Source organism: Anabaena sphaerica FACHB-251 (genome assembly GCF_014696825.1).
In the GTDB taxonomy this organism is placed as follows: Bacteria; Cyanobacteriota; Cyanobacteriia; order Cyanobacteriales; family Nostocaceae; genus RDYJ01.
Map to the genome: position 1 here is coordinate 13,379 of NZ_JACJQU010000006.1, position 26,229 is coordinate 39,607.

Here is a 26,229-nt window from a genome sequence, read left to right on the forward strand (position 1 = left end):
AAATATTATGGCTAATCTCAAATCAATACGCGATCGCATTCAGTCGGTCAAAAACACCAAAAAAATCACCGAAGCTATGCGGCTGGTGGCTGCGGCGAGAGTACGTCGCGCTCAAGAGCAAGTAATTGCCACCCGTCCCTTTGCTGACCGCTTGGCACAAGTATTGTATGGTCTGCAAACTCGTCTCCGGTTTGAAGATGTAGACCTACCACTACTGAAAAAACGTGAAGTTAAATCAGTAGGTTTGTTGGTTATTTCTGGTGATAGAGGTCTGTGTGGTGGTTACAACTCTAACGTGATCCGTCGCGCAGAAACCCGCGCCAAAGAACTCCAAGCAGAAGGTTTAGATACTACCTTTGTCATTGTCGGCCGCAAAGCTACCCAATACTTCCAACGTCGCAACTATAAAATTGATGCGAGTTACACCGGCTTAGAACAAATCCCCACAGCAGCGGAAGCTACTAATATCGCTGACGAGCTACTTTCTTTGTTCCTCTCAGAAAAAGTAGACCGCATTGAGTTAGTTTATACCAAATTTGTGTCTTTGGTTAGCTCTCGTCCAGTTGTACAAACCTTGCTTCCTCTCGATACCCAAGGTTTAGAAGCAGCAGATGATGAAGTCTTCCGCTTAACAACTCGTGGTGGTCAGTTCCAAGTCGAACGGGAAAAGGTAACTAGCACAGTTCGTGCTTTACCCCGCGACATGATTTTTGAACAAGACCCCGTACAAATTCTTGATTCTTTGTTGCCTTTGTACCTGAGTAACCAGTTATTAAGAGCATTACAAGAATCAGCAGCTAGTGAACTAGCAGCACGGATGACAGCGATGAGTAACGCCAGCGAAAACGCCGGTGAATTGATTAAAACTCTATCTTTGTCATACAACAAAGCCCGTCAAGCCGCAATTACTCAGGAACTCCTGGAAGTTGTTGGTGGTGCGGAAGCTCTTACATAATTTGGTAATTGGTGATTGGGGTAGTTGTGACATTAACTATGTCCAATCATCAGTTATTATTAATAATTAAATTTCAATTTATCATCTATCTGTAGCAACAAATTTAATGATTAAGGATACAAATTTTGATCAATTAATGATTTACGCGATTGCACTCTGCTTGAACTATTAAACATCAATAAACGTGATGTAGCTTGACCAATATCTGTACTACCAATAATCTCTGCATTTTTTAAAGTAAAATAGACATCTCCGGTAATTAAATGTGCGTGGTTTGAAACCCTTGTAGAGACGTTCCGCCGGAACGTCTCTACCATATTTCCAGAGAGGTCTAATGTTTATCCCATAGTTGTAACCGGGGATTAAATAAGCGAATAATAAGCGAATAATTTCTCCATTATTGGCATCAAGAGTAGCGATTACAAGGTAAACAAGATAAAGCCAGATTTTCTGCTAAAGTTTGACCTCCATGTTTAACAGCAATAATATGATCAATTTCGTGGGTGTAAATAGAAAAGTCTTGATGAATTAAACAATATTCACAACGTCCTTGAGCGCGTTCAATGACTAATTGACGTAGACTAAAAGAAATGGCATTATTTGTCATTTTGGCTCTTGCGTCTCTTTCCTGTGCGTGCCATTTTGCAGCTTTGATATCATAATCAAACACAGGCAATTTTAGCACAGAATCTTGAATGTATTTCCATAAAGAATCCTTTCGTTTAGATGCTGGTAAACGCCAACAGCCATAAAGGATTTCATGAACAACAACACTCGCTACTGCTACCTCTGAACGATAGCGATTTAATTGATCTAAAACCTGAGTATTGGGAATTGTCCGACTCGGTTCTGAGATAATAAGTAACTTGGCACAATTAAATATAAAACCTCTCTCCAAACCTCTCCCCTACCAGGAGAGAGGCTTTGACTCCCCCTTCCCTAGCAGGGAAGGGGGTTGGGGGGTTAGGTTTATATTATATTTTTTAACGCCCACTTACTTATTAGAGTCTAATAAAAAGCGAACTGTCATAAATCAACTTCTCTTCCTGGACTACTATCTCTAAGATTTGCAAAATCTTCATCTGTAAATTCAATTCCTTCTCTTTTAATTGTTTCTCTAAACTTTAAAACCCCTTGCCAAAAACTATCTCCTCTATTCTGTAACTGTTTTTCTTGTTCTTTGATTTGGGATAATTGAGACTCAAGGATTTTCAATAAAGAAGTTTTATCTTCTATAGATAAATTATCCAGAGATTTAATTATTTCTTGTAACGTCATGGTCAAACCTCCTAAATAATTATAAATGGTTAATTATTACTGCCAAACGTCTATTTATAGTATGACAAAATTTGCAGTCAGTTTTTGATCATCTTAGCTTGCCCCAGTGACCTCTGACTCCTGCTATAGTATGTAAAGAAATGTAAAGTAAATTATAAAAAGTGTCATGCAGGATAAGGTTATTGTCGTCGTTGGTGCTACCGGTGGGATTGGTTCAGCCTTAGCTCGGAAACTGGCCACCAATGGGGCTAAGTTGGTACTAGCAGCTAGAGATAAGGTAAAGTTAACAACATTGGCAAATGAGTTACCAGGGAAAGTTTTGACAGTACCCACGGATATTACTCAACCCCAACAGGTAGACGCATTAATACAAGCAACTTTGGCGCACTTCGGTCAAATTGATGTTTTGGTAAATGCTGCTGGTTTAGGTATCCTCAAACCCTACAACAACATAGAACCGGCAGAGTTAGATAGAATTTTGGATCTAAATTTAAAAGGCTGTTTTTACACCACTCAAGCTGCTGCCCAGGAAATGCAAAAACGTAGAGCTGGTCATATTTGTAATTTGGTAGGGATTTTAGGTAAGCATTCAATGGCCATGGCTGCGGCTTATTCCGCTTCTAAGTTTGGTGTTGTGGGTTTTAGCAAGTGCATGGCTGAAGAACTCAAACGCTTTGGTATTAAGTTCACCCTGTTCTATTTTGGTGGGGTAGATTCTCCTTTTTGGGACAACGTGAGTTTGAAGGTAGACAGGAAAAGAATGCTGAGTTGTGAAACTGCGGCTAATGCTATTTTCTACGCCGTATCTGCTGAACCTCAAGCTGTACCAATGGAAATTAACATTCAACCTGATAATCATCTGTTTTTCTAAATTCAGAATTCTTACTGAGGAAAGACACGTAAATTTAGCAGAAAAGGCAAAATTTACTGATAATAAGCTGTTGCTCTGGATTTTCAGAAATTATGCTCCAAATTGATCACGTTCACTTCTATGTAGAAGATGCCCAAGCGTGGCGCGATTGGTTTGTCAAATATCTGGGGTTTCAAGCAGTAGTTAGTCCGATTTTCCCTACCCCTGTGCATCAGGGAAAATCGTTTCACACTTACACAGAAGTTGTGAAAAATGGCAATGTCCACTTTTTACTATCTTCAGCATTGTTGCCCACCAGCCCTGTAGCGGAATTTTTACGTCTTCACCCCCCCGGTGTTGCAGATGTGGCTTTCGCTGTGGCAGATGTGGCAGCAGTGACGGCAAAAGCAGCCGCCAACGGTGCTAAAATACTGCAACCTGTCCAAGATGGTGTATCTTGCAAATACTCAAAAATTGCAGCTTGGGGTAGATTGACTCATACATTAGTTGAAAGGACTATTATTGGTAGTCAGTTACAATTAGGAATTGATGATAGTTTTACAGCTATAGATCATGTCGTTTTAAATGTGGCTGTTGGTGATTTAGCTGGTGCTGTCAGTTGGTATCAAAGCATCCTCGATTTTCAACCCCAACAAAGTTTTAAGATTCAAACTGATCGTTCTGGTTTGCACAGTCAGGTGATGATTTCGCCCAACGGTAAGGTACAATTACCGATTAATGAGCCGGCTTCAGCTAATTCTCAAATTCAGGAGTTTTTAGAGGTGAATCGGGGTCCTGGTGTTCAACATATCGCTTTACGTACCCCAAATCTGATCAGTGCGATCGCTCGTTTTCGTACTGCTGGTTTATCTTTTCTCTCTGTTCCTAACAGCTACTATACACAATTACAACAGCGTTTAGAACTGCCTTTATCATCCCCAGAACTGCAAGCGATCGCTCAACAACAAATTTTGGTTGATTGTCAAAAAGATGCACCTTTAGGGGCTTTGCTATTGCAGATTTTTACTCAGCCGATTTTTAATGAACCTACCTTTTTCTTTGAATTTATTGAACGTCGTTCCCAAGCTGCTGGTTTCGGTGAAGGTAACTTTCGCGCTTTATTTGAAGCTATTGAAAGCGAACAAGTTAAACGCGGGTTTGTCAGTGGTCATTAGTCATTAGTTATTCCCCCCTGTTCCCTGTTCCCTGTTCCCTGTTCCCTCTTACCTGAGATAATGTGAAAAAAATTAACATTATCAACTAATGCTGAGATTAATTACAGATTTTGATGGACCGATTATGGATGTTTCCGAACGCTACTATCGTGTTTATCAATTGTGTTTGCAGAAAACCAGATATCCTGATCAAGCAGTGACAGAACTTTCTAAAGCGGAATTTTGGCAACTCAAGCGATCGCACACTCCCGAAAAAGAAATTGCTTTCAAATCTGGTTTAAATGCCGAACAGGCACAGGAATTTACCAAAATTCGCAAGCAAACGGTACATACACAACCTTATTTTCAGTATGATAGCCTTGTTCCCGGTGCGTTAGATGCCTTAGCCAAAGTTCAACAAGCTGGGATTGATTTAGTTGTGATGACAATGCGCCGAGTGCGAGAACTAGACTATGCTGTTAATAAATGCGATTTAGGGGGCTTTTTCCCAGAAAATCGCCGTTATTGTTTGAGTAACGACTATGTGAAAACCCGTGACATTGATGATAAACCTCTGTTGATGGCCAGGGCTTTAGCAGAACTTCCCCCTGCATCTGATACCTGGATGGTGGGAGATACAGAAGCCGATATCACAGCAGCAAAAAAACACGGTGTGAAGATGATCGCTGTAGAAAGTGGTATCCGCGATCGCACTCAATTAGAACTTTATCAACCTGACTTAATTGTTCAGGATTTAAGATCCACTGTAGATTTAATTCTCTCTGGTGTAAAGTTTTGAACCTAAAAAGGCTACTGAGCGGAAATTAATAATAACTTGAAGTTATTGATGATAGCGTTTCCTCATCACATGAGGTATATCATAGTCCCCTGCACGAAACAGCGGGGAGGGGGTTGGGGATGGGGTTCTTGTACCTAACTTAACCGAGAAACGCTATAACTCGTGAAAAAGGCGAGAGCAAATTATAGGGGAGAGAAATTAGAATTACTCCCCCCTGGTTTATATAGATTTAATCTGGAAAAATCGGCATAGGTTGCCCAATATTGGCAAAATTTTTATTATCTATTATACTTCCAGAAATAAACCTGTAGAGAATTGCTCCGCCAGAGAATAGCAGCTAAATTAGTCAACAAACAAGTAATTGCTAAACCCAGCAAAATATAAGTCGGTAACATCACCACACCAATGCTAAACCAAGTATAAACGTGCAGTATCATTACAAAAGCGAATATACTAGCAAATCCAGCAGCTTGCCATATTTGAACTGTGGGGCGGTTTATGAATGTGAGGATAATTGTCAACAATGTGGACAGGATGTTTGCGGGTATGAGAAAAGCACAAATACCTGCACAGTTGGCGCGAGAAAATTCAGATAAAGTGTTGAAATCGAGCATTAATTTATGGTAATAAGATTAGCTTATGATTACAAGTTTAACATTTATTTACCTCAATTAACCTTAGCGTAAGAGTGAGTAATCACCTAATTATTTTACATATTTTAAAGAATTCAGCAAACTAAGATCTTAAAATAGATAATCACCAGATGGTGGACAATGCCCACCATTGCTGAATTAACCCATCAAAATCACAGTATCGATAACGTGAATGACACCATTATCAGCATTAATATCTGCTGCTAAAACCGTGGCATTTTTCACCTCGAAACAACCATCATCACAATTAATCTGAATGGGAGAACCTTCCACAGAAGTCACCGTACCCAGTTTTCCTAAATCAGCTTGGGTCAGCCTTCCCGGAACGACATGATAGGTTAAAATTCTACTTAGCTGAGGAATATTCTGTAATAAAGTTGTAATTGTGCCAGGGGGTAACTTAGCAAAAGCATCATCCGTAGGGGCAAATACAGTGAATGGACCAGGACTTTTTAAAGTTTCCACTAAACCAGCAGCTTGCACAGCTGCCACCAGCGTTTTAAACGAATCATTACTAACTGCAATATCAACAATATCAGCCATTAATGTCACCTCATATCCGGCGAAAGTTCTAAAGAATAGTAAATCATGTTTAAGTTTTATTGATTTAAAATCCTGCTAAAATATCCCCTTATGATTTTCCTAAGATTCCTTGATAGATAAAATGGGCAATCTAAGTTATGCAATTCTGGGAACTGGTGCATTAGGCGGCTTCTATGGCGCTAAACTGGAAAAAGCTGGTAATAAAGTCCACTTTTTGGTCAAAAGTGATTATCCAGAGGTAAGTCAACATGGTTTAGTCGTCGAATCTAAAGACGGTAACTTTAACCTCCCCCAAGTTCAAGCATACAACGATGTAAAAAAAATGCCCCGCTGCGATGTGGTAGTAGTGGCATTGAAAACAACGCAAAACCATTTACTACCGCAGATATTACCACCAGTCATAAAGGATGATGGAGTGGTATTAGTATTGCAAAATGGCCTGGGTATAGAAGCCGAAGTTGCCCAAATAGTTGGTAATGTCAAAGTTATGGGTGGTTTATGTTTTCTCTGTTCCAACAAAGTGGGGCCAGGACATATCCGCCATCTAGACTATGGACAAATTACCCTGGGTGAATATGCCTCTAATTATCATCCTACCGGCATTACAGATAGAATCAAAGAAATTGCTGAAGATTTTCAAAATGCTGGAATTGCAATCGAATTAACAGAAGATTTATTATTAGGACGTTGGCAAAAACTGGTTTGGAATATTCCCTACAATGGTTTATCTGTAATTCTTAATGCCACAACTGATGAATTAATGGCAGATATTTCCACTCGTAATTTAGTAGAAAGTTTAATGTATGAAGTCACATTAGGGGCAAAAAGTACAGGGCGCATTATTCCGGAAAGTTTCATTCAAACCATGCTGGATTACACTATGAAAATGAAGCCATATCGCACTAGCATGAAAATTGATTTTGATGAATATCGTCCTTTAGAAGTAGAAGCAATTATTGGCAACCCATTAAGAACAGCAGCAGCACATGATGTAAGTTTACCGCAGATTCGTTGTTTATATCAACAGTTGAAATTTTTGGATGCAAGACTCAGAAATTCAAGCAGGAGTCAGGGTTCAGGAGTAAAACTGAACAATCAGAACCCCGACTCGTTCAAGAAATCGGGGATCTAAACCCGTACTGAAGTTAAACTTTCAAATCATGATCATTAGCTACTTCTGAAACAAGGGATTTGATTCTATCCAAAGCGGCGGGAATTGGTTGGTTTGTTGCTACTAACAGGGGAAAAAATATATGGAATAACACATCTCTCTTCTTGAAATTATTTAGAGGTTACAGGTGATAGGTGACAGGTAAGAGTTGTTTCTAATTACGTATCCCTATCCCTTACCAGAGCCTACGGCTCAATTACGAATTATCTTGTCCCCAATATTTCTGATAAAGGTTGGACAATATCAAAATGAAAGTTCCCTTTTACTGCTCGAAATAACTCAAATGTAGAACCTGGCGCACCAAAAAATGGACGCAGAAAACATCCTAATTGTACACCTACAAAACCGTAAAGAAATAAGCAGAATTTTAAAATTGTAGTCCGGGTTTTTTGCCTACTTCATCTATTATTCAGAATAATCACCACCAGAACCAAACTTCCAACTATCTACCCAACGATGCCAATAATATTGTTGATTTCTGGGGAGATTGTTAACTAAAAACTCTATCATTATACTTAGAGAAAATATTCCAGTAAAAACCCCCAGATTTACATAATGTAATATCCAATCCATTAAACTAAATAAACCGACTTGGGGAATAATCTTTGCAACTAATATGGGATGAGAAAAACCTGTTTTTAACAAAGTTTGTGTTAAAGCCGTAAACTGCACGACATCTTGTAAAAATGGTTTTAAAACAGGTGTTCCTAGCTGTTGCATTTCCGCAAACACAGCCGAGAGAAGTTGGTTAATTTGATTGGGGTGAATTTGTTGATTTATACCCACACTCATGGCTTTTTGAAATAACCACGTTACACTTAAACTAGGTTGATATGGCTGAAGTATAGTTAAAGCAGAAACTGATAGTTGATTTGTTTTTAATGCGTCCTCAATTCCCAAAGTTAATCTTTGTAAATGACGTACCATTGAACCAAAACCGCCAAAACTCAAAGGTGATTGATTTCCGCTACTATCACCCACTGGTAAAATGCGATTCCAAGGAGTTTGTAAAGGACTTTGACGATAACTAGGAAAGAAACCAAACAACGCCCGTTTAAAGTTTAATTGACTAATTTCTACACCTTGATAATCTGGTAAAAGGCGGAGATATTCCTCAAATAAATTTTCTAAACTCAAGCGTTGGGGTTCTGCATCCATATAGGTAAATAAATAAGTTGTTCTTCCATCTTTAGCTGGGAAAGCTTCCCAAAAGTATTGACATTGATTTTGTAAAGGCGTGAAAGATAACAACAAATCCCCTGAGTGATTTTCCGAAAAACCTGAGGCACAACTGCCGACAACTAAACAAAGTGCATCTGGTTTTTTTCCTTGACGCGCTTGTTTACTAATAGGTGAAAGATGTCCCATTCCATCAAGTAATAATCTGGCTTTAAACTCATTATTTACCATTACCCCATCGGGGTGAACCACTGCTTCGCTAAAGGGTGTATTTTCAAATAACTTTCCTCCAGCAGCGAGAAAGCGGGTTTTTAAAGTTGCGAGTAGATAAACAGGGTCTACACCAATATTGAGGACATCTTCTACCCAAACTTCTGTACCACCCTGAAAGCTGACTCGTGCGGGGTTATATTCGGTGACTATGGTTGTTTGTAATTCTGCTTCTGTCAGTAAGTCTAATTCTCGAAACACTGACAACTCTTTACGGGAAATATTCCATTCCTGTTCTCTCCCCTGCAAAATTCCCCTTTCTAGCAACGCTACCCGCACACCGCGCACAGCTAAAGCACAACCTATTAAAATTCCTAATGTTCCACCGCAGATTATTACATCCCAGTCTACAGAATTTAAAGGTTCTGGGTTTTTTTTGACTACTTCTGTGATGGTTTGGTTGTCAGTTCGCAGAGATGTTAAAATTTGGTCGGTGCGACGTAAATTGTTTAATACATTTCCGGGAAGTTGGGAGAGAATTTCTTCGGTTAAGGACATAATAGTTAATTTCAACAAATTAGATAAAGGATGCTTGGATACTTATCATATCTGTTTGGGCTGCTCATTGGTAATTCATAATTCATAATTGCTTGATACTAGAGGAATTGCGTCGTACTCAAGCTCTACTCGTAGAAACAGAACAAAATGCTAAAAAAATCTTGTCCTACGCCTGGGTATTGTAAAACTTCGCCAAATCAATAGACAAATATGTAGAAACCCAGCCCTATGTGCGATAGCGTAGGGCTGGGTAGTTCATTGGTAGATCATATTCAATTTGTCTGTCTATTGAATGACAATGTTCGATAATGCTTATGGTTTTAGTACAACCTTGATACAGCTATCCTGCTTGTGCTTAAAAATTTCATAGGCGTGGGGTGCTTGCTCCAGCGGTAGACTATGAGTGATGACGAAAGAAGGGTCGATATCGCCATTTTGGACACGCTCCAGTAGCAGATGCAGATATCTATGAACGTGAGTTTGTCCCATTTTGAATGTCAAACCTTTGTTCATGGCAGCACCCATTGGCATCTTGTCTATAAAGCCGCCATACACACCGGGAATTGATACAGTACCACCTTTGCGACAAGCCACAATTGCTTGCCGCAGCACATGGGGGCGATCGCTTTCTAAACGCACCGCTTGTTTGGCTTTATCATACAGACCTTCTAGACCCATACCGTGGGCTTCCATTCCCACCGCATCCATCACTGCATCAGGACCGCGCCCCCCTGTCATTTCTTTGAGAGCTTCACCAACATCAATTTCTTCAAAGTTGAGGACTTCTGCCTTGCCATCTTTAGCCATTTGTAGACGTTCAGGAACACGATCAATCGCAATTACCCGTTCAGCACCGAGCATATAAGCACTGCGAATAGCGAATTGTCCAACTGGTCCACAGCCCCAAATAGCAACAATATCACCCGGCTGAATATCACAGTTTTCCGCTGCCATATAGCCAGTGGGGAAGATATCTGTCAAAAATACGACTTGTTCATCCGTCAGTCCATCAGGAATCTTCAACAAACCGACATCAGCAAAGGGAACACGAGCATATTCAGCTTGACCGCCAGCATAGCCACCCAGCATATGAGAATAGCCGAAAATACCAGATGGGGAATGACCCATGATTTTTTCTGCCATCCAGGCATTCGGGTTAGAGTTATCGCAAAGTGACCATAAATCTCTTTTACAGAAGAAACAACCACCGCAGGAAATCGGAAATGGTACAACCACGCGATCGCCTACCTTGATATTTTTGACCGCCTTGCCTAGCTCAACAACCTCCCCCATAAATTCATGTCCCAGGATGTCGCCCTTTTCCATGGTGGGGATGTAGCCGTCATAAATATGCAGATCAGAGCCGCAAATTGCCGTTGTCGTGATTTTAACAATAGCATCACGTGGATTAAGGATTTTTGGATCGGGTACACTTTCTAAGCGCACATCGTTATTACCATACCAACAAACTGCTTTCATAATAATTTTTGGTGATTGATGATTAGTGATTGGTGATTGATGATTGGGAAAAGGCAATAGGGAAGATCATCTCTCCTTGCTCTCTATTACCCATTGCCTTTTGGTTGACCTTCTATGGTGGCAATTTCCCCAGCTTCCGCCATCATTTTGAAGCGGTGCAAATCGTCTGCCAGTTGCTGTTTTGGTTCCTTACCAAAGAGTTTGGCTACAGCATCTCCAATTGCTCCACCAGGAGGATTATATTCAGTCACGACTTTTACCTCAGTACCGCGATTGCCGGGTGCTGGCTGGAAGCTGACAGAACCAGAGTTATCAACGTCTGCGCCTTGAACCGAAGCCCAAGAAATCAATTCGTTTTCCCGATCTTCGATGATGACTGCATCCCACTCAATGCTGCTGTCTAATGGACCACGGGTGATCCAGTGTGAACGCCTATCGTTGTATACTTTCACTTCTTTGAGATGCTTCATGAAGAGCGGCAAGTTCTCAAAGTTATGCCAAAAGCGGTAGAGTTCGTCTGCCCCTTTGTTAATCGTCACTACCTTTTCAACTTTATTAGCATGGTTCATGACCAGTGCCTCCGGTACTTGCTGTATATTTTTTTCTTGGAGTTTAGTGGGTCATGAACTATGGATTCAGCACCACCAATGGAAATTCCTTTTCAGATTAGACAAATTTGAGAGTTCAAACTCCAATATCATTTATAGGTAAAAATGAATTATTTATACCCTTTCAATAGTCTTAGTTTTCAACTATTTTGATAGTCCAAAAGTAGTAATTGCCTATTTAGAGGTTTGTAGACAGGACTTCAGATCTATAAATTGTGTAGTTTCTGATTCAGGATGATAGCAACCTAGAAACCCCTTTTTACTATAGGGATTCTCGGCTCTACAATCTTTGGCGGAGATGTCTAATATCAATACTGACTATTAGATATAGGACTCCTATTTGATTATTGAACAAGACTCAGTACACACGGAAAATCTTCTTACCTGTTCCCTGTTCTCTGTTGCCTGTTCCCTGCCTCTACGAAATATTCATAAATCAAATCGGATCAATATATGATATGTCCTAAAATTAAACTTCGCAAAAAAAAGTGGTAGAAGAATAAATTGAGTATCTACCACTTTCAGCTAAATAGGTTATTCGGTTGAGCCTCACTTACAGGGTAAGTTGTCATCAATAAAGGAATAAACTACTCAATTTGTTCGGGCTTGAGTATTTGCGTCTTGGGGCGGAACAAAATCTTAATTACTAATTCTTTTCCAAGTCAGTTCTCTTGTATTTTCATCCCAATACCAACGTAATAAACTAGCAGATTGATGGGGGGTAAGTGTGGGTAAATTCAGGGATTTTCTAGGTGCATCTGTAGCTAAGAAAATGGCTGTTTCAACATCACAAATCCCCCATTTTACCAAATTTTGTACTCCCGTCAATAAAGGTAAAGTTGTACCCGATAAAGTCCCATCTGCTAATCTAGCTGTACCATTTTTAACTGTAATTTTCCGATCATCCCAAGGATACACACCATCTGGTAATCCTAACGGTGCTAAAGCATCACTGACTAGAAATAAACCTTTACTAGCACGCAAGAGAATTTCTAACATGATGGGGACAACGTGCTGTCCATCAGCGATAAAACTAGACATCACATGGGGATGGTTCATAGCTGCACCTAATAATCCCGGTTCGCGGTGATGTAACGGTGGCATAGCATTGAAGGCATGAGTTACCATTGTTGCACCGGCATCAAATGCTTGTTGTGCTTGTGCTGCTGTGGCTTGGGAATGTCCTAAACTAACAGTGATACCCAAGGAACACAAATAGGGGATCACCTCCCCGGTGGGATCTAATTCTGGTGCTAGGGTGATGATTTTGACAACTGAGGCGTAGTTACCTAATACCCGCTTGACTTCGTTCATCGTCAAGGGTAATAAATATTCTGCTGGATGTGCGCCTCGTTTACCATAATTCAAAAATGGTCCTTCGAGATGGACTCCGAGAATTTTTGCGCCGGATTTTTGATTATAGTTGGAGATGAGAGAGAGCGATCGCTGGATATTTTCTACAGAAGTCGTCACCAGAGTTGGTAAATAACCATCAACTCCTGCATCCCATAAAAACTGGGATATTTGATCTAACTGCTGGATATCTTTTTGCGTCAACTCAGGAAAAGCTAAACCTAGTCCCCCATTAATTTGTAAATCAACACCACCTAAAGATATCCAATCACCACCGACATCCAAAATTTGTAAATCTTTTGGTGAAACTCGTTGACAAACTCTGCCCATGGGCAAAATTTGCTCAATTATACCATCTTCATTTACCCAAATCATCTGCAAATCTTGATAACCGGGTACTCTTGCATTGATAATATCTACGTTTGACAGGATGGGATTTGGTGTTGCTTTGGTCATTACCCTAGCCAGAAACAGCTACATCTCAACCGATTGTAGATGGAAAAACTAGCAATTCAACTAAAATTGTATGAGTCTTGAAATTGGTATTATCATGGGCAGTGATTCCGATTTGCCCACAATGAAAGATGCGATCGCTGTTTGTGAGGAATTTGGAATTGAATACGAAGTAGCCATAGTATCTGCCCATCGTACCCCAGAACGCATGGTGGAATATGCCCAAACCGCACACCAACGAGGTATCAAAGTAATTATCGCTGGTGCTGGTGGTGCTGCCCATCTGCCTGGTATGGTAGCATCTTTAACCCCATTACCTGTAATTGGTGTTCCCGTAGCTACTCGCAATTTACAAGGTGTAGATTCTTTATATTCTATTGTGCAGATGCCAGCAGGTATTCCCGTTGCTACAGTGGCTATTGGTAATGCTAAAAATGCCGGACTCTTAGCAGTGCAGATCCTCGCTACTCACCAACCAGAACTGCTGCAACAAGTCCAGGCATATCGTCAAAGCTTATGTGATATGGTAATGAATAAACAAAGCAAATTGCAAGAGTTGGGCTATCAACAATATTTACAGCAGATGTTTTAGCTTTTAGCGATCGCCCTACCAATAGAAAACGAATAGCAAAAAATGTAACTTCAGCTTACTTTTTTGCTAAAATTCTCCTACACTATTAGTTACCTTATAATGGCTGTTGAATTGCTTGCATAATAACTTTTTAATATATTAAATGATTAAATGATTAATAATTTATATACTTAAGAAATATATGCTTTGAAGGTACACTGCTAATAGCGGCAAATGCTGATATTGCCAGGGTGATACAGGATATATCGACCTTCCCTTATTTTATCTATCTAGAAGCATAATTTATATCAAAATCCAAAAAATTGTATTTTACGATACAGAACATTTAACTGTATTAAATAAAATTTAACTTTATTAAATACACAATCAATCAAATTTATTTCCTTGTTGTTTCACCAACTCAAAGCAGGAGTTAATCTAACTAATTCCTGTATATTCTCGTTCTCAATCATTCATTATTCAATTAACTGCATTGTGCCAGATTAAAAACTGCACCTTGACGAGTGATCATCCTTCATGAGAAATAGGGAATTGTTAATAAAAACAAACTTCTCAGCCCTTTTAGCATAAGGGCTAATGCCTCTTATGCTATTCAAACTAAATGTGTTTTAGCAAAGATAAAAAACATCTAGAAACTAAAACATCAAAACCATGAGTTTTCAGATTTATTAGCAAAAATCTTGTGCAATTACCCCAATTAAACTAATTTATTTGGGTAAGCCAAAGAAAATCAATTGAAGCTTTTCTAGCCATACAAACAGCAATGAATAAACGCATTAGTCCCTTACACCGCCTACTAGCACTAGCTATAGGCTCAATGGTCTTTGCAATTTTCGCTCCCACAGTTGTACAAGCAGCAGATCCGCCAACAGTACAATCTTTAGCGGACACAACAACAAAATTACAAATTTCCATTGATACCACCTGGGTACTACTCACTGGCTTTTTAGTCTTCTTCATGCAAACCGGTTTCTCGATGTTAGAAGCAGGTTTACTGCGACAAAGAGGAGTAGTTAACGCCTTACTAGAGAACTTCGTTGATGCAGCCGTAACTATTTTGGTTTGGTGGGGTATTGGCTTTGGTATCGCTTTCGGTACAAGTGCGGGGGGTTTCATTGGCACAGATACCTTTTTTCTGAGTCAATTACCCGGTGCAGATGGTAGCTACCCGATGGGCGCACCTGGTTCCACTGCTGCAATTAATACCTATACCTTATTCTTCTTCCAATTTGCCTTTGCTGCTACCGCTAGTACCATCACTACCGGTTCAATGGCGGGAAGAACAGACTTTATCGGTGACTTAATTTACAGCGCCATCATGGGTGCATTTAGTTACCCACTTATTGTTCACTGGGTCTGGAACTCCAACGGCTGGTTATTTAAAATGGGTTTCCTCGACTTTGCTGGTAGTACAGTAGTTCACACCGTTGGCGGTTGGACAGCGATAGTTGGGGCTTATTTACTTGGTCCTCGTCCTGGACGTACACCTTGGGGAACACTCCCACCTGCACACAATTTAGGTTTAGCAGCCTTGGGAACCATGATTTTGTGGTTTGGTTGGTACGGTTTCAACCCTGGTTCTACCCTCAGCACTGGTAATACTGGTTTAATTGGGTTAGTCATCCTCAATACTACTTTAGGTGCTGGTGGTGGCGCTTTATCAGCCATGTTTTACCAGTTTTTCCGTTCCGGTAAATGGGACCTAGTTTATTGTTTGAATGGTTCTTTAGCTGGTTTAGTAGGAGTTACCGCCGGTTGTGCTTTTATTCTCCCTTGGGCTGCGGTTTTAATTGGCTTAACCGGGGGAATTTTAGTAGTGCTGGGAATTGACTTAATTGAAGCAATGCACATTGATGACCCTGTAAGTGCCTTTGCAGTTCACGGTATCAATGGCATGATGGGTACTTTAGCGATCGGTTTTTTAGGTCAAAAAGAACTCACTGGTGGTAAAGCTGGTCTACTTTTAGGTGGTGGTTTTGACTTACTGGGTGTGCAAATTTTGGGTCTAGTTGCTGTCAGTGCATTTACTATAGCTTTTGCCTTTGCAATGTTCTTGGGATTAAAAGCTATTGGTAAATTCCGTGTTGATCCTGAAGCTGATAAAATCGGGATTGATGCTTACGAACACGGCGCTACTGTTTGGCCTGATGTTTACGCAGTGGAAGAGTTTGTTGAAGAACAACAAAATCATTCTAAAAAGCCTCGCATTGGTGCTTTTGAGGGTGAATAAATCTGATCTTGATTTAGTCATCATTGATAAATAATTAGATCCCCGATTTTTTGGAGAAGTCGGGGATTTTTATATTTCACGTAATCTCCGTTAGGATATCCCGCAGGGTAGGCGCTAAGGAGCGAAGGAAGAAAGGAAGAGTTCGGTTACAATGAGAATAGGGAAACACGGAACCTAGATTTATTCTTATGAATTTACGAGATAAAATTATTGCTCAAATTCGGGAAATACCAGACTCTTTAGTTCAGGAAGTTAGTGATTTTATCGACTTTCTATTAATTAAGCATAGCGGTAATCAATGGGAATTGTGGCTAGAGTTTAAAGAATCTCTGGATATTGAGGAATATGATTTTGCTGACTATTTATCTGATTTAGAAGATGATGAAATTAAACAGAAGAAACTGATTGATGAACAAGCCGCACGAGATGATTTTTGGGCTAAAAGAGATGCAGAAATAAAACAAAAAAATAATACATAATTTGAGTAGGTTGGGTTAAGTGAAGCGCAACCCAACACCAAATTACTAAAAATTGGGTTTCCTTACGTCAACCCAACCTACTTTACTGTAGTTCTTTCCGTCTCAGAATATCAAAGATTGACTAGATTGCTAAAAGATGAATTTCAACAATTTTGTGATCAAATTGGTGAAAATGCTGAAGCCAAAGGTATGACAGAAGAAAAACTTAAAGAAATTCTTGAGAGTGATGATAAAAGTTAAACAATAACCTACTCTTTTCGTCTCTGCGCCTCTGCGTCTTTGCGTGAGCATTATTCCATCACATCAAACCACACAGGGGATAAATCATCAACCTGCCCATTGTAATTAATAGTAATTTCTTCACCTTTCCTGATATCTTTATAAGCAATAATCTCAATTATATTTTTAGCAAAATTCTTCACATACAAAGCATTAGGATGATAGGAATGATTAAAAAGTGACGCAAAGCCTAAAGCTATAGCGCCACTTTCTCCATGCCAACCAAAATAATAATTAAGTAAAACAGTTTTAGTAATTAACTTAACTTGTTGTTTAGGGATAACAATCACTGGGGCTGTTTCAATTAATTCGCCTTTAGCAAAATCTTGATGAGCAAATATACCTCTACCTTTAACTTCTGTATCACGAAATACTAGCATATTGCAATTCTATCTGATTACTCATTACTACAGATAGACGCAGAGAAAACGAAGACAAATTTTTGTCACTGACTTACGGCTGCTATAGTCACTATAAAGTCAAGGATTAGAGATGTTATCAAAATTTCCGTAAAATTTAATTTTTTGGGGAATATTATGTGCAGAATGGAGAATATTCATGTTATTATAAATATCCCATGCTAACTATCATTGGTTGTGGCAATCTCAATCGTAATGACGATGCTGTAGGCGTAATCATCGCCCAACGTTTACAGCAATATCTCGCCCAAAATACTCACCCCCAAGTCCGCGTTTTTGATTGTGGTACTGCGGGAATGGAAGTGATGTTTCAAGCGAGAGGAAGTGAAAAATTAATTATTCTTGATGCTAGTTGCACAGATTCCGAAGCAGGTGCTATATTTAAAGTCCCAGGGAAAGAACTAGAAGCTCTACCAGAACCTAGTTATAACCTGCATGATTTTCGTTGGGATCATGCTTTAGCTGCGGGGAGAAAAATCTTTAAAGATGATTTCCCCCAAGATGTGACTGTTTATTTAATTGAAGCTGCAAATCTTGGTTTTGGACTAGATTTAAGTCCTGCTGTTCAACATTCTGTTGATTTAGTTTTGGCAGAACTAATCACAATTATAAACCAGAATGTGACGGCATAATTAACAATCTCAAATCCAAAATCCAAAATCCAAAATCCAAAATCTAGTTATGCCCAGTCACGGTAAACTGATAGTTCATCTACCCTCATTTCAAACGGTACAGCGTTAGCTTCTGGGGGACAGACGCGAATTTTTGCACTGCTGACAATGCTATAAAGTAAACTGGCCATTGGCACGATTTTCTGCAAAATTCGCCAGTTGGTAACTTGGTCTGGGCATTCAATTACTAAAGTCATAGCACTAGCATGAGTTGTCATATACCAACGACAATGAGACAACAGATTTTGAAGTGTGCGATCGCATCCTTGATAAAAGTAACGGCTAATAGAATACTCTAGCTGTTGTCTCAGGATAATATCGGCTGATGTTGCTTGCATAGGGTGCTTATCATCAGCATTGAATTCTGATTCTCTTCTGGCCATTTCTCTTGATTTTCCTATTTTACTTACCAATTGCCATTACATAAAGAACATCCTTATTGGTTCCTAGAAACGCTTGGGCTTCATCATCATAAAAAGCACCAATACCACTACAATCTATTCCCCAATAATTGCTGGATAGATATACTCTCTGTCCGATCAAACCAGCTAATTGCACAGCAGTTTGATAACTCAAATAATCGGACACAAAAAACAAAGTTACAGCGCAGTCTTTAGCCAGCGCCTGATTAATGCACAAGTAACCTGTTTTTTCGCTAAATTCACCCGACTCAATGAGATTCCTACCGTTATATAAACCGGGTGTCATGCCTTCAACACGATGCACCGCCGAGTAAATTTCTATTTTCTCAAAATTTTCTGTTGGGATTGGTTGCTGTATATCTTGCCAAATTTGCCAATAGATTTTTTGATCAATAGACTGCCTTTGAAAACGTCGAATAGAACGCCTATTCCAAACGTTCTCAAAAAACCGTTCTCGGTGAAAATTAAATTGAGGATGTTCTAGCTTTTGCTGGTGACTAGGTTGCATTGATGTTGCTTGATAGGCATCTTCAATGAATTGATTAGCTTGAAAATAGTCAGTACCACAAACAAAAGGAACTGATAACCTCAAGCGTCTGACTGGATTTTCGTGTGTCTCTCCCGATATCACACAACTACTAATAAACTCCTTATTCTCAAATCCTAAATCAGCATTGAGAGAGAGTTTATCAAAGTCAAAGATTAAGTTGATGTTTTTTTCATGAAGATATGCTGAAGCTGCAATAGCACCCAAATGGTGTCCGCTATCCAATAAGCAATATCTAATGCTCCTGTCTTGATATTTCCAGCTAGACCTATGATAAACACAACTAACTAAAAAAATGAAGCCATTGATACGTTTATTGGGTATAATATAACTTTCTAAACCATCATCAATTAATTCATAAATCAACGTCAGACAATTATTCTCAACTTCGAGATGGTAGATGCCGTCTATAAATCCTTCAACACCACGAATCTGGATATAAACTTCCGTCGGATATAACGCCCCCGCTGAGGGATTTACCCGTAATTGATAGGGTTCGTTTTTGTAAATCTTCTCAAAAGTAATGGCGCTTGTTAACCTGATAAAAGCATGAATGGGATTATCGGGAATTAATTTCACTCGCCGATAAAATTTGGGATAAACTTTAAAGGCGCGGGGTTGAGTTGAGGCATCCACATAATTTGGATTCATCTGCACCGATAGGTAAGAATGCTTGGTAGCCTGGTGAAAGGCTGTTCCAGAAAGCTTACTGTGTGGCATTTTTAAGTAACCTTAAAACTTCTATATTGCTGGCAAAGTCAATTGCTTTATAGTCATCCAAATTTTGCAAATTCATGTTAGGATTATGTTGTAATAGCAATCTCACTACTTCTGTCTTTCCAGCCGATGCACCATACATCAGGACAGTTGCGCCATTATCATTTTGATTGTTAATATCGATGTTGGCATCTAGCAGCAAATTGATTAAATCGTAGCGATCGCCAAAACAAGCAAACCACAGAGCATTATTGTGATCATTGTTTGTGGCGTTGATATCCACACCCGCATCTATCAGTTGTTTCACAATCGCGTATAATCCCTCCCTGGTAGCTTTCATTAAAGGTGTATCACCATTTTCACCACGCTGATTTAAATCCTCAGCGTTGTAACCTTTTGTGTTTAGCCATTGGCTAGTTGCTGCACTCAAATTTGGTTGATTTGTTTGACTCATAATTAGTTTTAGAAAAACAACTAAAGTAAGAATTCAGGAGTCAGGAGTCAGGAGTCAAAATATTTGCTTGCATCAGGAATATAGAGGAGCAAGTTATTAAAGAAATTATCAAGCTCGACTTAAAAGCCCTGATTCCTACTGAATTTTGTATTCTGAATCCTTAACAACTAAAAACATAATGGTGAGCAAAGCCCACCATATTTAAAAATCCTATTAGAGTTCTGAAAAACCAGCAGTAGCTGTTGAACAATTGCAATACCAATTCTCTGTGAAGTTGCCACAAATTAGATCCCCCCAACCCCCCTTAAAAAGGGGGGCTAAGAGAAATTTTATTTATCACCCTGGAAGAGAAAAGGTTTGAGGGAGCGACAAGGTATGTACAACATTAACTGATAGTGCAGCGTGGCGTGAGCCACTGACAGAACTAAGATACAAACAGACCTTTCACTCTGTCACTTATCACCTACTAAGTCTGTTATCCTACAGCTACTGGTTGTGCTTCTTCAGAAAACATCTTTCTAGCAGTTTTGCCTGGTTTTGGTACACCATAAAAAGTGGCTTCTGCTTCGAGTTCGTCTACTATATCCCAAGCTTCAATTGCGCGTTTAGAATCTGCACCATAGTTAGCAGCAATTGAGCGAGCTTCAGAGATAGCTTTTTGAATCTCTTTGCGTAAGAATTTTAATTTTGGTTTATCGACAAAGTTACCCTTGGTGAGTATATCGGTAACAGAAATAATGCCTAATAATTCACCTTGGATAACCGGCGCACGCCACACACCAGTATTAGCAAATAACCGCGCTACATATTCAATATCTAGATCAGGATTGACAACAACGCAGGGTTTAGTCATCACCTCGTAAACATGAACCCGTTCGGGATCTCTGCCAAAAGCAGCAACTTTGCCTACAATATCCATTTCTGTCACCATACCGTAAGCATCGCCACTGTGACGAGGTTCAACAACTAAAGCCCGCAGTTCTTTGAGCCTCATTAGTTTGACTGCTTCTGCTACGGTTGCGGAACCGCGAATAGTAGCAACATCTTGAGTCATAATTTGTTTGGCTCTCATAATTCCTGCTCCTTAAGTTCGGTTTAGCGAATCAGTGAATTACTTCTAAACTGCTGCGGTTTTTCCTAAACTTTATCTCGGTAGCCTGCACCTTAATCAATAGAAATTGAATTGTGAGGCGTTATATTTACTGGCTAAAAAAGCAATTACTTTAATTAGATATTCCTGAGCCGGAGTGTTAAAAATCCTAGAGATTTTAATGAATCCGGTGATTTTGGGAATAAGGTTTACGCAGTTTCTCTATATTTTTATCTAGCTTTCTTACTCTTTACCTTTGTTGTAGGTTAACCAGGAATCAAGTAAGAATGTTTGTGCTAACTCTGTAACCGCTTTTTGTTGAGGTTTAGGTTCACTGCCAACAATTTAGCTTACTTATATATTATCACTCTGATAAGCTGGAATTATGAATGATTTATAAAGATCCACCCATTTTTGACCATAAATCTGATTAAAAAATTGTTAAATGGACTACAGAAGCAGGAAATTATAGTCCATGTTTTAGATATTGGATATTACGATTTGTTATATGATTTATTGGTTATACAATATAGAAATTGCCATTAAAATAATATGAAATTTAGCTGATCAAAATAATATCCTCGATTTCTTTAATAAGTGGAGGATATAAATTTTTGCCAAATATAGTTATAACTTGTAGTCAAGTGATACCGTTTTTGGTTATTCTACTTGTAGATTAGGTATTAATAATCTGGGCTAACTGATCAATATATTAAATACTGACCACGTATACCTGCAATTGCAACTGTGAGTCTATGCTGTTACCAATAGAAGTAGCAAATCAAACTTTATATGACCAAGATTATTATCTTTGGTTGCGGACAACTATTAATCAGCTTCGTGCTGGGCAATTTTCATCTGTGGATTTAGAGAATTTGATTGAAGAATTAGAAACTATGGGGAGAAGTCAAAAGCGAGCTATAGAAAGTTTATTAATTAGATTACTCGAACATCTGCTCAAACTTAAATATTTGGATAGTGAAAGAGAGCGTAAGGAAGGACATTGGAAAGGGGAAATCAGGACTTTTCGGAGACAGATAAAAAAAGAACTTAAAGATAGTCCTAGTCTGAAACCTTACATTTTAGAAATCTTTGATGAATGTTATGAAGAAGCAAGAAAAGAAGGCAGCGATAGGTCACAACTTCCCCTGGATACATTTCCGATCAATCCTATTGGTTCTTTAGAGCAGGTTTTAGATGATAACTGGTTTGCTGGATAGGAATAATACTAAAATTTTTGCTAATTGGTATAAAGACACTATACAATAGACATCTCCGGTAATTAAATGTGCGTGGTTTGAAACCCTTGTAGAGACGTTCCGGCGGAACGTCTCTACCATATTTCCGGAGAGACGTTCCGGCGGAACGTCTCTACCATATTTCCGGAGAGGTCTAATAAATTATTCTATAACTCTGATCTTAAGAATATATATGGATAGCTATCAGATAAAGCTAGAGCTTACTAAAACTCATCATGATGCCTGTTTTAGCTTTGACCTAAACCCTCGCTTTGGAGATATTATTAATGGTAATATATCTTCTAAACAGGTAAAATCACCGTTTGCAAAGGATATTAGTGCTGGCAAAAATACCTATGTTTATGATGCTCATACATACCATACCAAAGTTCCACCACAAGGAATTAAACCATTGATTGAGTATTATACCAATCCTGGTGATGTTGTTTTAGATCCATTTTGCGGTTCAGGGATGACAGGAGTAGCAGCAACAGAGTTAGGACGTAAAGCCCTACTATCAGATTTGTCTCCCGCAGCAGCATTTATAACTTATAACTTAAACACACCGATAGATGCTGATCTATATCTAAATGCAATTAATGAAATTTTAAATCGAGCAGCTTCTCTTGAAAAAAAACTTTATACAACCTACTGTCGAGATTGTGGTTCACCAGCCAAAGTTTTATATACAGTTTGGAGCTACGGCTTAATATGTCAAAATTGTCAGCAAGAGTTTATATTTTGGGATGTCGGACGTGATGAAAAAGCGTCAGTGAGAGAAAGCAAAATAAAAAAAGAAGTGAACTGTCCTCACTGTAATGTATTGTTAAAGAGACGTAACCTCAAACGCACGCAACGTTATCCTGTAGCGGTCGGTTATAAATGTTGTGGTAGCCGACTAAAAGAAAGTTGTGTACCTTTAAATAATTTCGATTGTGAATTAATCAACTCAATAGAACAATCGCCAATGCCTAAAAATTTGTGGTATCCACAAAATACTATTCCTGAAGGAGTAAATACACGGCAACCAATTCTGGCGGGAATTAAAACTATTGACCAATGTTATACTCGTCGCGCTTTATATGCAATGTCATTTCTCTGGCAAGAAGCATCAAGCTGGCCTGATATAAAAGTCAGAGATAAACTTTTGTTCACACTTACATCCCTATACCAAAGGATAACCGTATTCAGTGAATTTCGTTTTTGGGGGGGCAGTGGTAATACTGCTAATTTTCATGTACCAACCGTAATGAATGAGCAAAATGTTTTTCAGGTCTTTAAAAGAAAAGCTCAAACCATTAGTTGGTATTTTCGTGAGTCTGCTCATATTCCTCGTACAGTTCGAGTCAGTACACAATCTGCGTGCAATTTAAAGCAAATACCAGATAAATCAGTCGATTATGTTTTCACTGATCCGCCTTTTGGAGCTAATATCAATTACTCAGAAATGAATTTGCTTTGGGAAAGCTGGCTTCAGCATTGGACTGATAATAAAGAAGAAGCAATAGTCAATCCAGTTCAAGGTAAAAGCTATCAAGAATATAAGAATTTACTTCTCAAAGCATTTTCTGAAATTAAACGAGTCTTGAAAGATGGTAGTTGGTTAACAGTTGCCTTTCATAACTCGTCTGAAAAAGCATGGGTTGTGATTCAAGAAGCTTTAGCTGATGCTGGGTTTCAAATTAAAGGAACTCAGATTTTTGATAAGAAACATGGTACTTTTAAGATGTTTGTTTCTGATAATGCGGTTGGCTATGATTTAATTATTAATTGCCAAAAATCACATTCATTAAAAGTTATTTCTCAACCTATGCTAGAAGTCAGGGAGCAGGCGAGGGAGTTTATTAAGGAATATTTAGCTAATGGGAATATTTTGACAAAAGACTTTCTGCACGTTGCCCGTCAGTCTGAATTTGATTACCGACGCTTATATTCTGCTTGGCTGGCTAAAACTGTAAAAGAAAGTTTAGTTTCTATAGATTTTGAAACTTTTAGAGAAATAGTTGATCAAGTACAAGTGGAAAAAAAATAGATGCGCCGACCTTTAACAATGCCAGCTTTTACCATAGAAGAATATGAGCAAGCACATAAATTTCTAGCCATTAAAGTAGCTTACATGATGGGTCGCAAATTTGAAGAAGGAGATTGGTCTGATGTTTACTGTCGAGCGAAGGGAATTCCGAAAGTTGGTTGGTCAAATTTAAATATTGATGTCATGTATGGTTTGTTAGGAGTAGAACATAAAATGCTTTGCTATCGTTCAAAACCTGACTTAAGAGATGCTTGTGGTACAACATTGATGCATCCCGCAGCTACAAGATCAATCCGCATACCCGCCAATGATACAGACCCTAATGAAGTAATGCGTGATGTTCTGGGACAATATGCCGAACTTATTAACCGACGAAGAGAGAGAGTGCGTCAACAAGCAAATTCTATAGGAGAGCCTGATATGCGAGTTGGATGGTTACTTTGGCAAGAAAGTTTACAACAGTTCTTATATTTTGAAGAGGAAATGCTCATTCCTAATCCAGAAGATTACTATGCTGTATGGAAACCATCTGGTGGAGGTTCAAGAAAAGAGAGCAAAAATTTGTGGATTTATGAAGCAGAAACAGATAAAAAGAGATATTCTGTGACAACTTCAGCAGGCGCTAAAATTCAACCATATTTTGATATTCCATCTCCAACAGATCCCAATATTTATATATTCACTGTAATTGGGGAAGTTGTAGATACTGGTTTGATTAGAGTGTGGTTAACAGAAGCGACTAAGAAAGAATTAGAGAGACTAATTAGTTCACTTGACACGACAGTTATGAGTGAAACAATTTTGGATGTAGTTGCTGAACTTTCTGAAATACCATCTGCTGAATTTGAGAATTTTGAAACTGGTTACTCCTTAGTTATAACCAGAGAAGCTTATGCTGCATTACAAGAAAAATTACCGGGAGTTAATGATGATCACTGCTTTAGGTTGTTAGGTCAATATTTGCAGCATCATAATGACTGAAATGTTCCTTGTTGCTCTTGCTAAGTATTAACTATCTAGGTAAATAAATGTTAATAATGGTGCAATAAGTTTGGATAATTTAACCCTCAATCACACGCACATAAATAGCCCGTGCTGTTTCCCTATCTATAGTCATAGGTATATTACCAGCTTTAATCACAAAAGCCGGAAAGTGTTGGTCTACAATAATTGAAGTTCCTGTTTTTATGCCCATTGATATAAGCTTTTTTCTAATGAGTTCATCCTGAGTTTTACAGACGGTAACAATTCCCTGTTCACCAGGTTTCAGCAATTCTAAAGAACAACCCATCACACTAAAACGAGTAAACATAGCACGATAATAATTAAAAGTGAAAATTGAAATGATGAAAGATGATAAACATCCTCCATCATGATTAAAGTAGCGGTTTAGGAATCCTAAAAATCTACTAACTTGAGATTAAGCAAGGTAAGGTTCTTGGTGGGTTTTGATTGTGCAGTTAGAGCGGGGGTAGGTAACACACAACAGAGCGAATCCTTTGCCCATTTGTTCATCATCTAGGAAGGATTGATCATCTTGATTGATTTCACCTTCAACTACTTTACCTACACAGCTAGAGCAAGCACCAGAGTGACAAGAAAAAGGTAATTCAATACCAGCTTCTTCTGCACCATCGAGAATTGTGGTTTCTTCATCGATTTCAATTGTGGTGTCGATGTTTTCTTTTTTGCTGATTAATCTTACTTGATATGCAGCCATTTTCTGGTTCTCCTCAAACGTGAATAGAATTACTTTGGTAAATTGGTTAAGTCTCCCCTTTTTAGGGCGGGGAAATGCTCCCTTCCGTACACAAAA

At 38.8% G+C, this 26,229-nt stretch carries 27 protein-coding genes and 2 pseudogenes; 13 read left to right on the plus strand and 16 right to left on the minus strand.

Annotation, left to right across the window (positions count from 1 at the left end; translation table 11 throughout):
• Positions 1–7 precede the first annotated feature (7 nt).
• The gene (locus H6G06_RS12265) at positions 8–955 is read left to right on the plus strand and encodes a F0F1 ATP synthase subunit gamma (protein WP_190560467.1); all 948 of its coding nucleotides are present in this window, start codon (positions 8–10) and stop codon (positions 953–955) included.
• 406 nt (positions 956–1,361) lie between these two features.
• On the opposite strand, the gene H6G06_RS27390 is transcribed toward H6G06_RS12265, so the two are convergent.
• On the minus strand, positions 1,362–1,853 hold the full coding sequence (locus tag H6G06_RS27390) for an HNH endonuclease (protein ID WP_242039677.1): 492 nt from the start codon (positions 1,851–1,853) through the stop codon (positions 1,362–1,364).
• Positions 1,854–1,981: 128 nt separating this feature from the next.
• Positions 1,982–2,233: a hypothetical protein gene (locus H6G06_RS12280; RefSeq protein ID WP_190560468.1), complete on the minus strand. Its 252-nt coding sequence runs from the start codon at positions 2,231–2,233 to the stop codon at positions 1,982–1,984.
• Positions 2,234–2,399: 166 nt separating this feature from the next.
• Here H6G06_RS12280 and H6G06_RS12285 point away from each other — a divergent pair, with 166 nt between their 5' ends.
• The 3 genes from H6G06_RS12285 (at position 2,400) to H6G06_RS12295 (ending at position 5,036) form a co-directional block, all read left to right on the plus strand.
• Complete coding sequence (locus H6G06_RS12285; RefSeq protein WP_190560469.1) at positions 2,400–3,104, plus strand: SDR family oxidoreductase; 705 nt, start codon at positions 2,400–2,402, stop codon at positions 3,102–3,104.
• Between the two features lie 92 nt (positions 3,105–3,196).
• Entirely contained in the window at positions 3,197–4,258 is a 1,062-nt protein-coding gene (hppD, locus tag H6G06_RS12290) for a 4-hydroxyphenylpyruvate dioxygenase (RefSeq protein WP_190560470.1), read from the plus strand.
• Positions 4,259–4,346: 88 nt separating this feature from the next.
• On the plus strand, positions 4,347–5,036 hold the full coding sequence (locus H6G06_RS12295) for an HAD family hydrolase (protein WP_190560471.1): 690 nt from the start codon (positions 4,347–4,349) through the stop codon (positions 5,034–5,036).
• A 278-nt stretch (positions 5,037–5,314) separates the two neighbouring features.
• Here H6G06_RS12295 and H6G06_RS12300 read toward each other — a convergent pair whose 3' ends face one another.
• Positions 5,315–5,650, minus strand: coding sequence for a hypothetical protein (locus H6G06_RS12300; protein WP_190560472.1), 336 nt, complete (start codon positions 5,648–5,650; stop codon positions 5,315–5,317).
• Between the two features lie 177 nt (positions 5,651–5,827).
• The gene (locus H6G06_RS12305; RefSeq protein WP_190560473.1) at positions 5,828–6,232 is read right to left on the minus strand and encodes a fasciclin domain-containing protein; all 405 of its coding nucleotides are present in this window, start codon (positions 6,230–6,232) and stop codon (positions 5,828–5,830) included.
• Between the two features lie 121 nt (positions 6,233–6,353).
• On the opposite strand from H6G06_RS12305, the gene H6G06_RS12310 reads away from it, so the two are divergent.
• The gene (locus H6G06_RS12310; RefSeq protein WP_190560475.1) at positions 6,354–7,364 is read left to right on the plus strand and encodes a putative 2-dehydropantoate 2-reductase; all 1,011 of its coding nucleotides are present in this window, start codon (positions 6,354–6,356) and stop codon (positions 7,362–7,364) included.
• 242 nt (positions 7,365–7,606) lie between these two features.
• Here the strand turns inward: H6G06_RS12310 and H6G06_RS27395 are convergent.
• From H6G06_RS27395 to nagA, 5 genes and pseudogenes are all read right to left on the minus strand, one after another.
• A pseudogene (locus H6G06_RS27395) lies at positions 7,607–7,795 on the minus strand (actin-binding WH2 domain-containing protein); the annotation flags it as partial.
• Positions 7,796–7,808: 13 nt separating this feature from the next.
• On the minus strand, positions 7,809–9,350 hold the full coding sequence (locus H6G06_RS12315) for an NAD(P)/FAD-dependent oxidoreductase (protein WP_190560477.1): 1,542 nt from the start codon (positions 9,348–9,350) through the stop codon (positions 7,809–7,811).
• A gap of 312 nt (positions 9,351–9,662) precedes the next feature.
• Entirely contained in the window at positions 9,663–10,829 is a 1,167-nt protein-coding gene (locus tag H6G06_RS12320) for a zinc-dependent alcohol dehydrogenase (RefSeq protein WP_190560478.1), read from the minus strand.
• Between the two features lie 86 nt (positions 10,830–10,915).
• A pseudogene (locus H6G06_RS12325) lies at positions 10,916–11,437 on the minus strand (SRPBCC family protein); the annotation flags it as partial.
• Between the two features lie 639 nt (positions 11,438–12,076).
• Positions 12,077–13,246: an N-acetylglucosamine-6-phosphate deacetylase gene (nagA, locus tag H6G06_RS12330; RefSeq protein WP_190560481.1), complete on the minus strand. Its 1,170-nt coding sequence runs from the start codon at positions 13,244–13,246 to the stop codon at positions 12,077–12,079.
• Positions 13,247–13,316: 70 nt separating this feature from the next.
• Between nagA and purE the strand changes: the two genes are divergently transcribed.
• The 4 genes from purE (at position 13,317) to H6G06_RS27810 (ending at position 16,784) form a co-directional block, all read left to right on the plus strand.
• Positions 13,317–13,835, plus strand: a complete 519-nt coding sequence (purE, locus tag H6G06_RS12335; protein WP_190560485.1) for a 5-(carboxyamino)imidazole ribonucleotide mutase — start codon at positions 13,317–13,319, stop codon at positions 13,833–13,835.
• Positions 13,836–14,598: 763 nt separating this feature from the next.
• Complete coding sequence (locus tag H6G06_RS12340) at positions 14,599–16,065, plus strand: ammonium transporter (protein ID WP_190560488.1); 1,467 nt, start codon at positions 14,599–14,601, stop codon at positions 16,063–16,065.
• Between the two features lie 188 nt (positions 16,066–16,253).
• Positions 16,254–16,544, plus strand: coding sequence for a DUF2281 domain-containing protein (locus H6G06_RS12345; protein WP_190560489.1), 291 nt, complete (start codon positions 16,254–16,256; stop codon positions 16,542–16,544).
• Between the two features lie 117 nt (positions 16,545–16,661).
• The gene (locus H6G06_RS27810; protein ID WP_277875198.1) at positions 16,662–16,784 is read left to right on the plus strand and encodes a hypothetical protein; all 123 of its coding nucleotides are present in this window, start codon (positions 16,662–16,664) and stop codon (positions 16,782–16,784) included.
• Between the two features lie 50 nt (positions 16,785–16,834).
• Here the strand turns inward: H6G06_RS27810 and H6G06_RS12355 are convergent, their stop codons facing one another.
• On the minus strand, positions 16,835–17,203 hold the full coding sequence (locus H6G06_RS12355; RefSeq protein WP_190560491.1) for an SET domain-containing protein: 369 nt from the start codon (positions 17,201–17,203) through the stop codon (positions 16,835–16,837).
• 197 nt (positions 17,204–17,400) lie between these two features.
• On the opposite strand from H6G06_RS12355, the gene H6G06_RS12360 reads away from it, so the two are divergent.
• Entirely contained in the window at positions 17,401–17,874 is a 474-nt protein-coding gene (locus H6G06_RS12360) for a hydrogenase maturation protease (protein WP_190560493.1), read from the plus strand.
• Positions 17,875–17,921: 47 nt separating this feature from the next.
• Here H6G06_RS12360 and H6G06_RS12365 read toward each other — a convergent pair whose 3' ends face one another.
• From H6G06_RS12365 to H6G06_RS12380, 4 genes are all read right to left on the minus strand, one after another.
• A complete protein-coding gene (locus H6G06_RS12365) occupies positions 17,922–18,296 on the minus strand; it encodes a hypothetical protein (RefSeq protein ID WP_190560495.1) in 375 nt (124 codons plus the stop codon).
• 19 nt (positions 18,297–18,315) lie between these two features.
• Positions 18,316–19,602, minus strand: coding sequence for a nitroreductase family protein (locus tag H6G06_RS12370; protein WP_190560497.1), 1,287 nt, complete (start codon positions 19,600–19,602; stop codon positions 18,316–18,318).
• A complete protein-coding gene (locus H6G06_RS12375; protein WP_190560499.1) occupies positions 19,589–20,053 on the minus strand; it encodes an ankyrin repeat domain-containing protein in 465 nt (154 codons plus the stop codon). Before H6G06_RS12375 ends, H6G06_RS12370 begins: the two co-directional genes overlap by 14 nt.
• Positions 20,054–20,528: 475 nt before the next feature.
• Positions 20,529–21,125, minus strand: coding sequence for a CBS domain-containing protein (locus H6G06_RS12380; protein ID WP_190560501.1), 597 nt, complete (start codon positions 21,123–21,125; stop codon positions 20,529–20,531).
• A 773-nt stretch (positions 21,126–21,898) separates the two neighbouring features.
• On the opposite strand from H6G06_RS12380, the gene H6G06_RS12385 reads away from it, so the two are divergent.
• The 3 genes from H6G06_RS12385 to H6G06_RS12395 all read left to right on the plus strand — a co-directional run bounded on the left by H6G06_RS12385 (position 21,899) and on the right by H6G06_RS12395 (position 25,394).
• Entirely contained in the window at positions 21,899–22,363 is a 465-nt protein-coding gene (locus H6G06_RS12385; protein ID WP_190560502.1) for a DUF29 domain-containing protein, read from the plus strand.
• Positions 22,364–22,574: 211 nt separating this feature from the next.
• The gene (locus tag H6G06_RS12390) at positions 22,575–24,413 is read left to right on the plus strand and encodes a DNA methyltransferase (RefSeq protein WP_190560503.1); all 1,839 of its coding nucleotides are present in this window, start codon (positions 22,575–22,577) and stop codon (positions 24,411–24,413) included.
• Positions 24,414–25,394 (plus strand): hypothetical protein, encoded by a 981-nt coding sequence (locus H6G06_RS12395; protein ID WP_199306680.1) that lies wholly within the window; start codon positions 24,414–24,416, stop codon positions 25,392–25,394. It begins immediately after the preceding gene.
• A gap of 79 nt (positions 25,395–25,473) precedes the next feature.
• On the opposite strand, the gene H6G06_RS12400 is transcribed toward H6G06_RS12395, so the two are convergent.
• Positions 25,474–25,725: a FeoA family protein gene (locus tag H6G06_RS12400; protein WP_190560504.1), complete on the minus strand. Its 252-nt coding sequence runs from the start codon at positions 25,723–25,725 to the stop codon at positions 25,474–25,476.
• Between the two features lie 108 nt (positions 25,726–25,833).
• Positions 25,834–26,133 carry a 2Fe-2S iron-sulfur cluster-binding protein gene (locus tag H6G06_RS12405; protein WP_190560506.1) on the minus strand — a complete coding sequence of 100 codons (300 nt, stop codon included), beginning with the start codon at positions 26,131–26,133 and terminating at the stop codon, positions 25,834–25,836.
• Between the last annotated feature and the right edge of the window lie 96 nt (positions 26,134–26,229).

Bases quoted from the DNA above. Each gene is read 5' to 3' on its own strand.
- H6G06_RS12265 (WP_190560467.1), top strand. From the start codon at position 8: ATGGCTAATCTCAAATCAATACGCGATCGCATTCAGTCGGTCAAAAAC.
- H6G06_RS12280 (WP_190560468.1), bottom strand. From the start codon at position 2,233: ATGACGTTACAAGAAATAATTAAATCTCTGGATAATTTATCTATAGAA.
- H6G06_RS12285 (WP_190560469.1), top strand. From the start codon at position 2,400: ATGCAGGATAAGGTTATTGTCGTCGTTGGTGCTACCGGTGGGATTGGT.
- hppD (WP_190560470.1), top strand. From the start codon at position 3,197: ATGCTCCAAATTGATCACGTTCACTTCTATGTAGAAGATGCCCAAGCG.
- H6G06_RS12295 (WP_190560471.1), top strand. From the start codon at position 4,347: ATGCTGAGATTAATTACAGATTTTGATGGACCGATTATGGATGTTTCC.
- H6G06_RS12300 (WP_190560472.1), bottom strand. From the start codon at position 5,650: ATGCTCGATTTCAACACTTTATCTGAATTTTCTCGCGCCAACTGTGCA.
- H6G06_RS12305 (WP_190560473.1), bottom strand. From the start codon at position 6,232: ATGGCTGATATTGTTGATATTGCAGTTAGTAATGATTCGTTTAAAACG.
- H6G06_RS12310 (WP_190560475.1), top strand. From the start codon at position 6,354: ATGGGCAATCTAAGTTATGCAATTCTGGGAACTGGTGCATTAGGCGGC.
- H6G06_RS12315 (WP_190560477.1), bottom strand. From the start codon at position 9,350: ATGTCCTTAACCGAAGAAATTCTCTCCCAACTTCCCGGAAATGTATTA.
- H6G06_RS12320 (WP_190560478.1), bottom strand. From the start codon at position 10,829: ATGAAAGCAGTTTGTTGGTATGGTAATAACGATGTGCGCTTAGAAAGT.
- nagA (WP_190560481.1), bottom strand. From the start codon at position 13,246: ATGACCAAAGCAACACCAAATCCCATCCTGTCAAACGTAGATATTATC.
- purE (WP_190560485.1), top strand. From the start codon at position 13,317: ATGAGTCTTGAAATTGGTATTATCATGGGCAGTGATTCCGATTTGCCC.
- H6G06_RS12340 (WP_190560488.1), top strand. From the start codon at position 14,599: ATGAATAAACGCATTAGTCCCTTACACCGCCTACTAGCACTAGCTATA.
- H6G06_RS12345 (WP_190560489.1), top strand. From the start codon at position 16,254: ATGAATTTACGAGATAAAATTATTGCTCAAATTCGGGAAATACCAGAC.
- H6G06_RS12355 (WP_190560491.1), bottom strand. From the start codon at position 17,203: ATGCTAGTATTTCGTGATACAGAAGTTAAAGGTAGAGGTATATTTGCT.
- H6G06_RS12360 (WP_190560493.1), top strand. From the start codon at position 17,401: ATGCTAACTATCATTGGTTGTGGCAATCTCAATCGTAATGACGATGCT.
- H6G06_RS12365 (WP_190560495.1), bottom strand. From the start codon at position 18,296: ATGGCCAGAAGAGAATCAGAATTCAATGCTGATGATAAGCACCCTATG.
- H6G06_RS12370 (WP_190560497.1), bottom strand. From the start codon at position 19,602: ATGCCACACAGTAAGCTTTCTGGAACAGCCTTTCACCAGGCTACCAAG.
- H6G06_RS12375 (WP_190560499.1), bottom strand. From the start codon at position 20,053: ATGAGTCAAACAAATCAACCAAATTTGAGTGCAGCAACTAGCCAATGG.
- H6G06_RS12380 (WP_190560501.1), bottom strand. From the start codon at position 21,125: ATGAGAGCCAAACAAATTATGACTCAAGATGTTGCTACTATTCGCGGT.
- H6G06_RS12385 (WP_190560502.1), top strand. From the start codon at position 21,899: ATGCTGTTACCAATAGAAGTAGCAAATCAAACTTTATATGACCAAGAT.
- H6G06_RS12390 (WP_190560503.1), top strand. From the start codon at position 22,575: ATGGATAGCTATCAGATAAAGCTAGAGCTTACTAAAACTCATCATGAT.
- H6G06_RS12395 (WP_199306680.1), top strand. From the start codon at position 24,414: ATGCGCCGACCTTTAACAATGCCAGCTTTTACCATAGAAGAATATGAG.
- H6G06_RS12400 (WP_190560504.1), bottom strand. From the start codon at position 25,725: ATGTTTACTCGTTTTAGTGTGATGGGTTGTTCTTTAGAATTGCTGAAA.
- H6G06_RS12405 (WP_190560506.1), bottom strand. From the start codon at position 26,133: ATGGCTGCATATCAAGTAAGATTAATCAGCAAAAAAGAAAACATCGAC.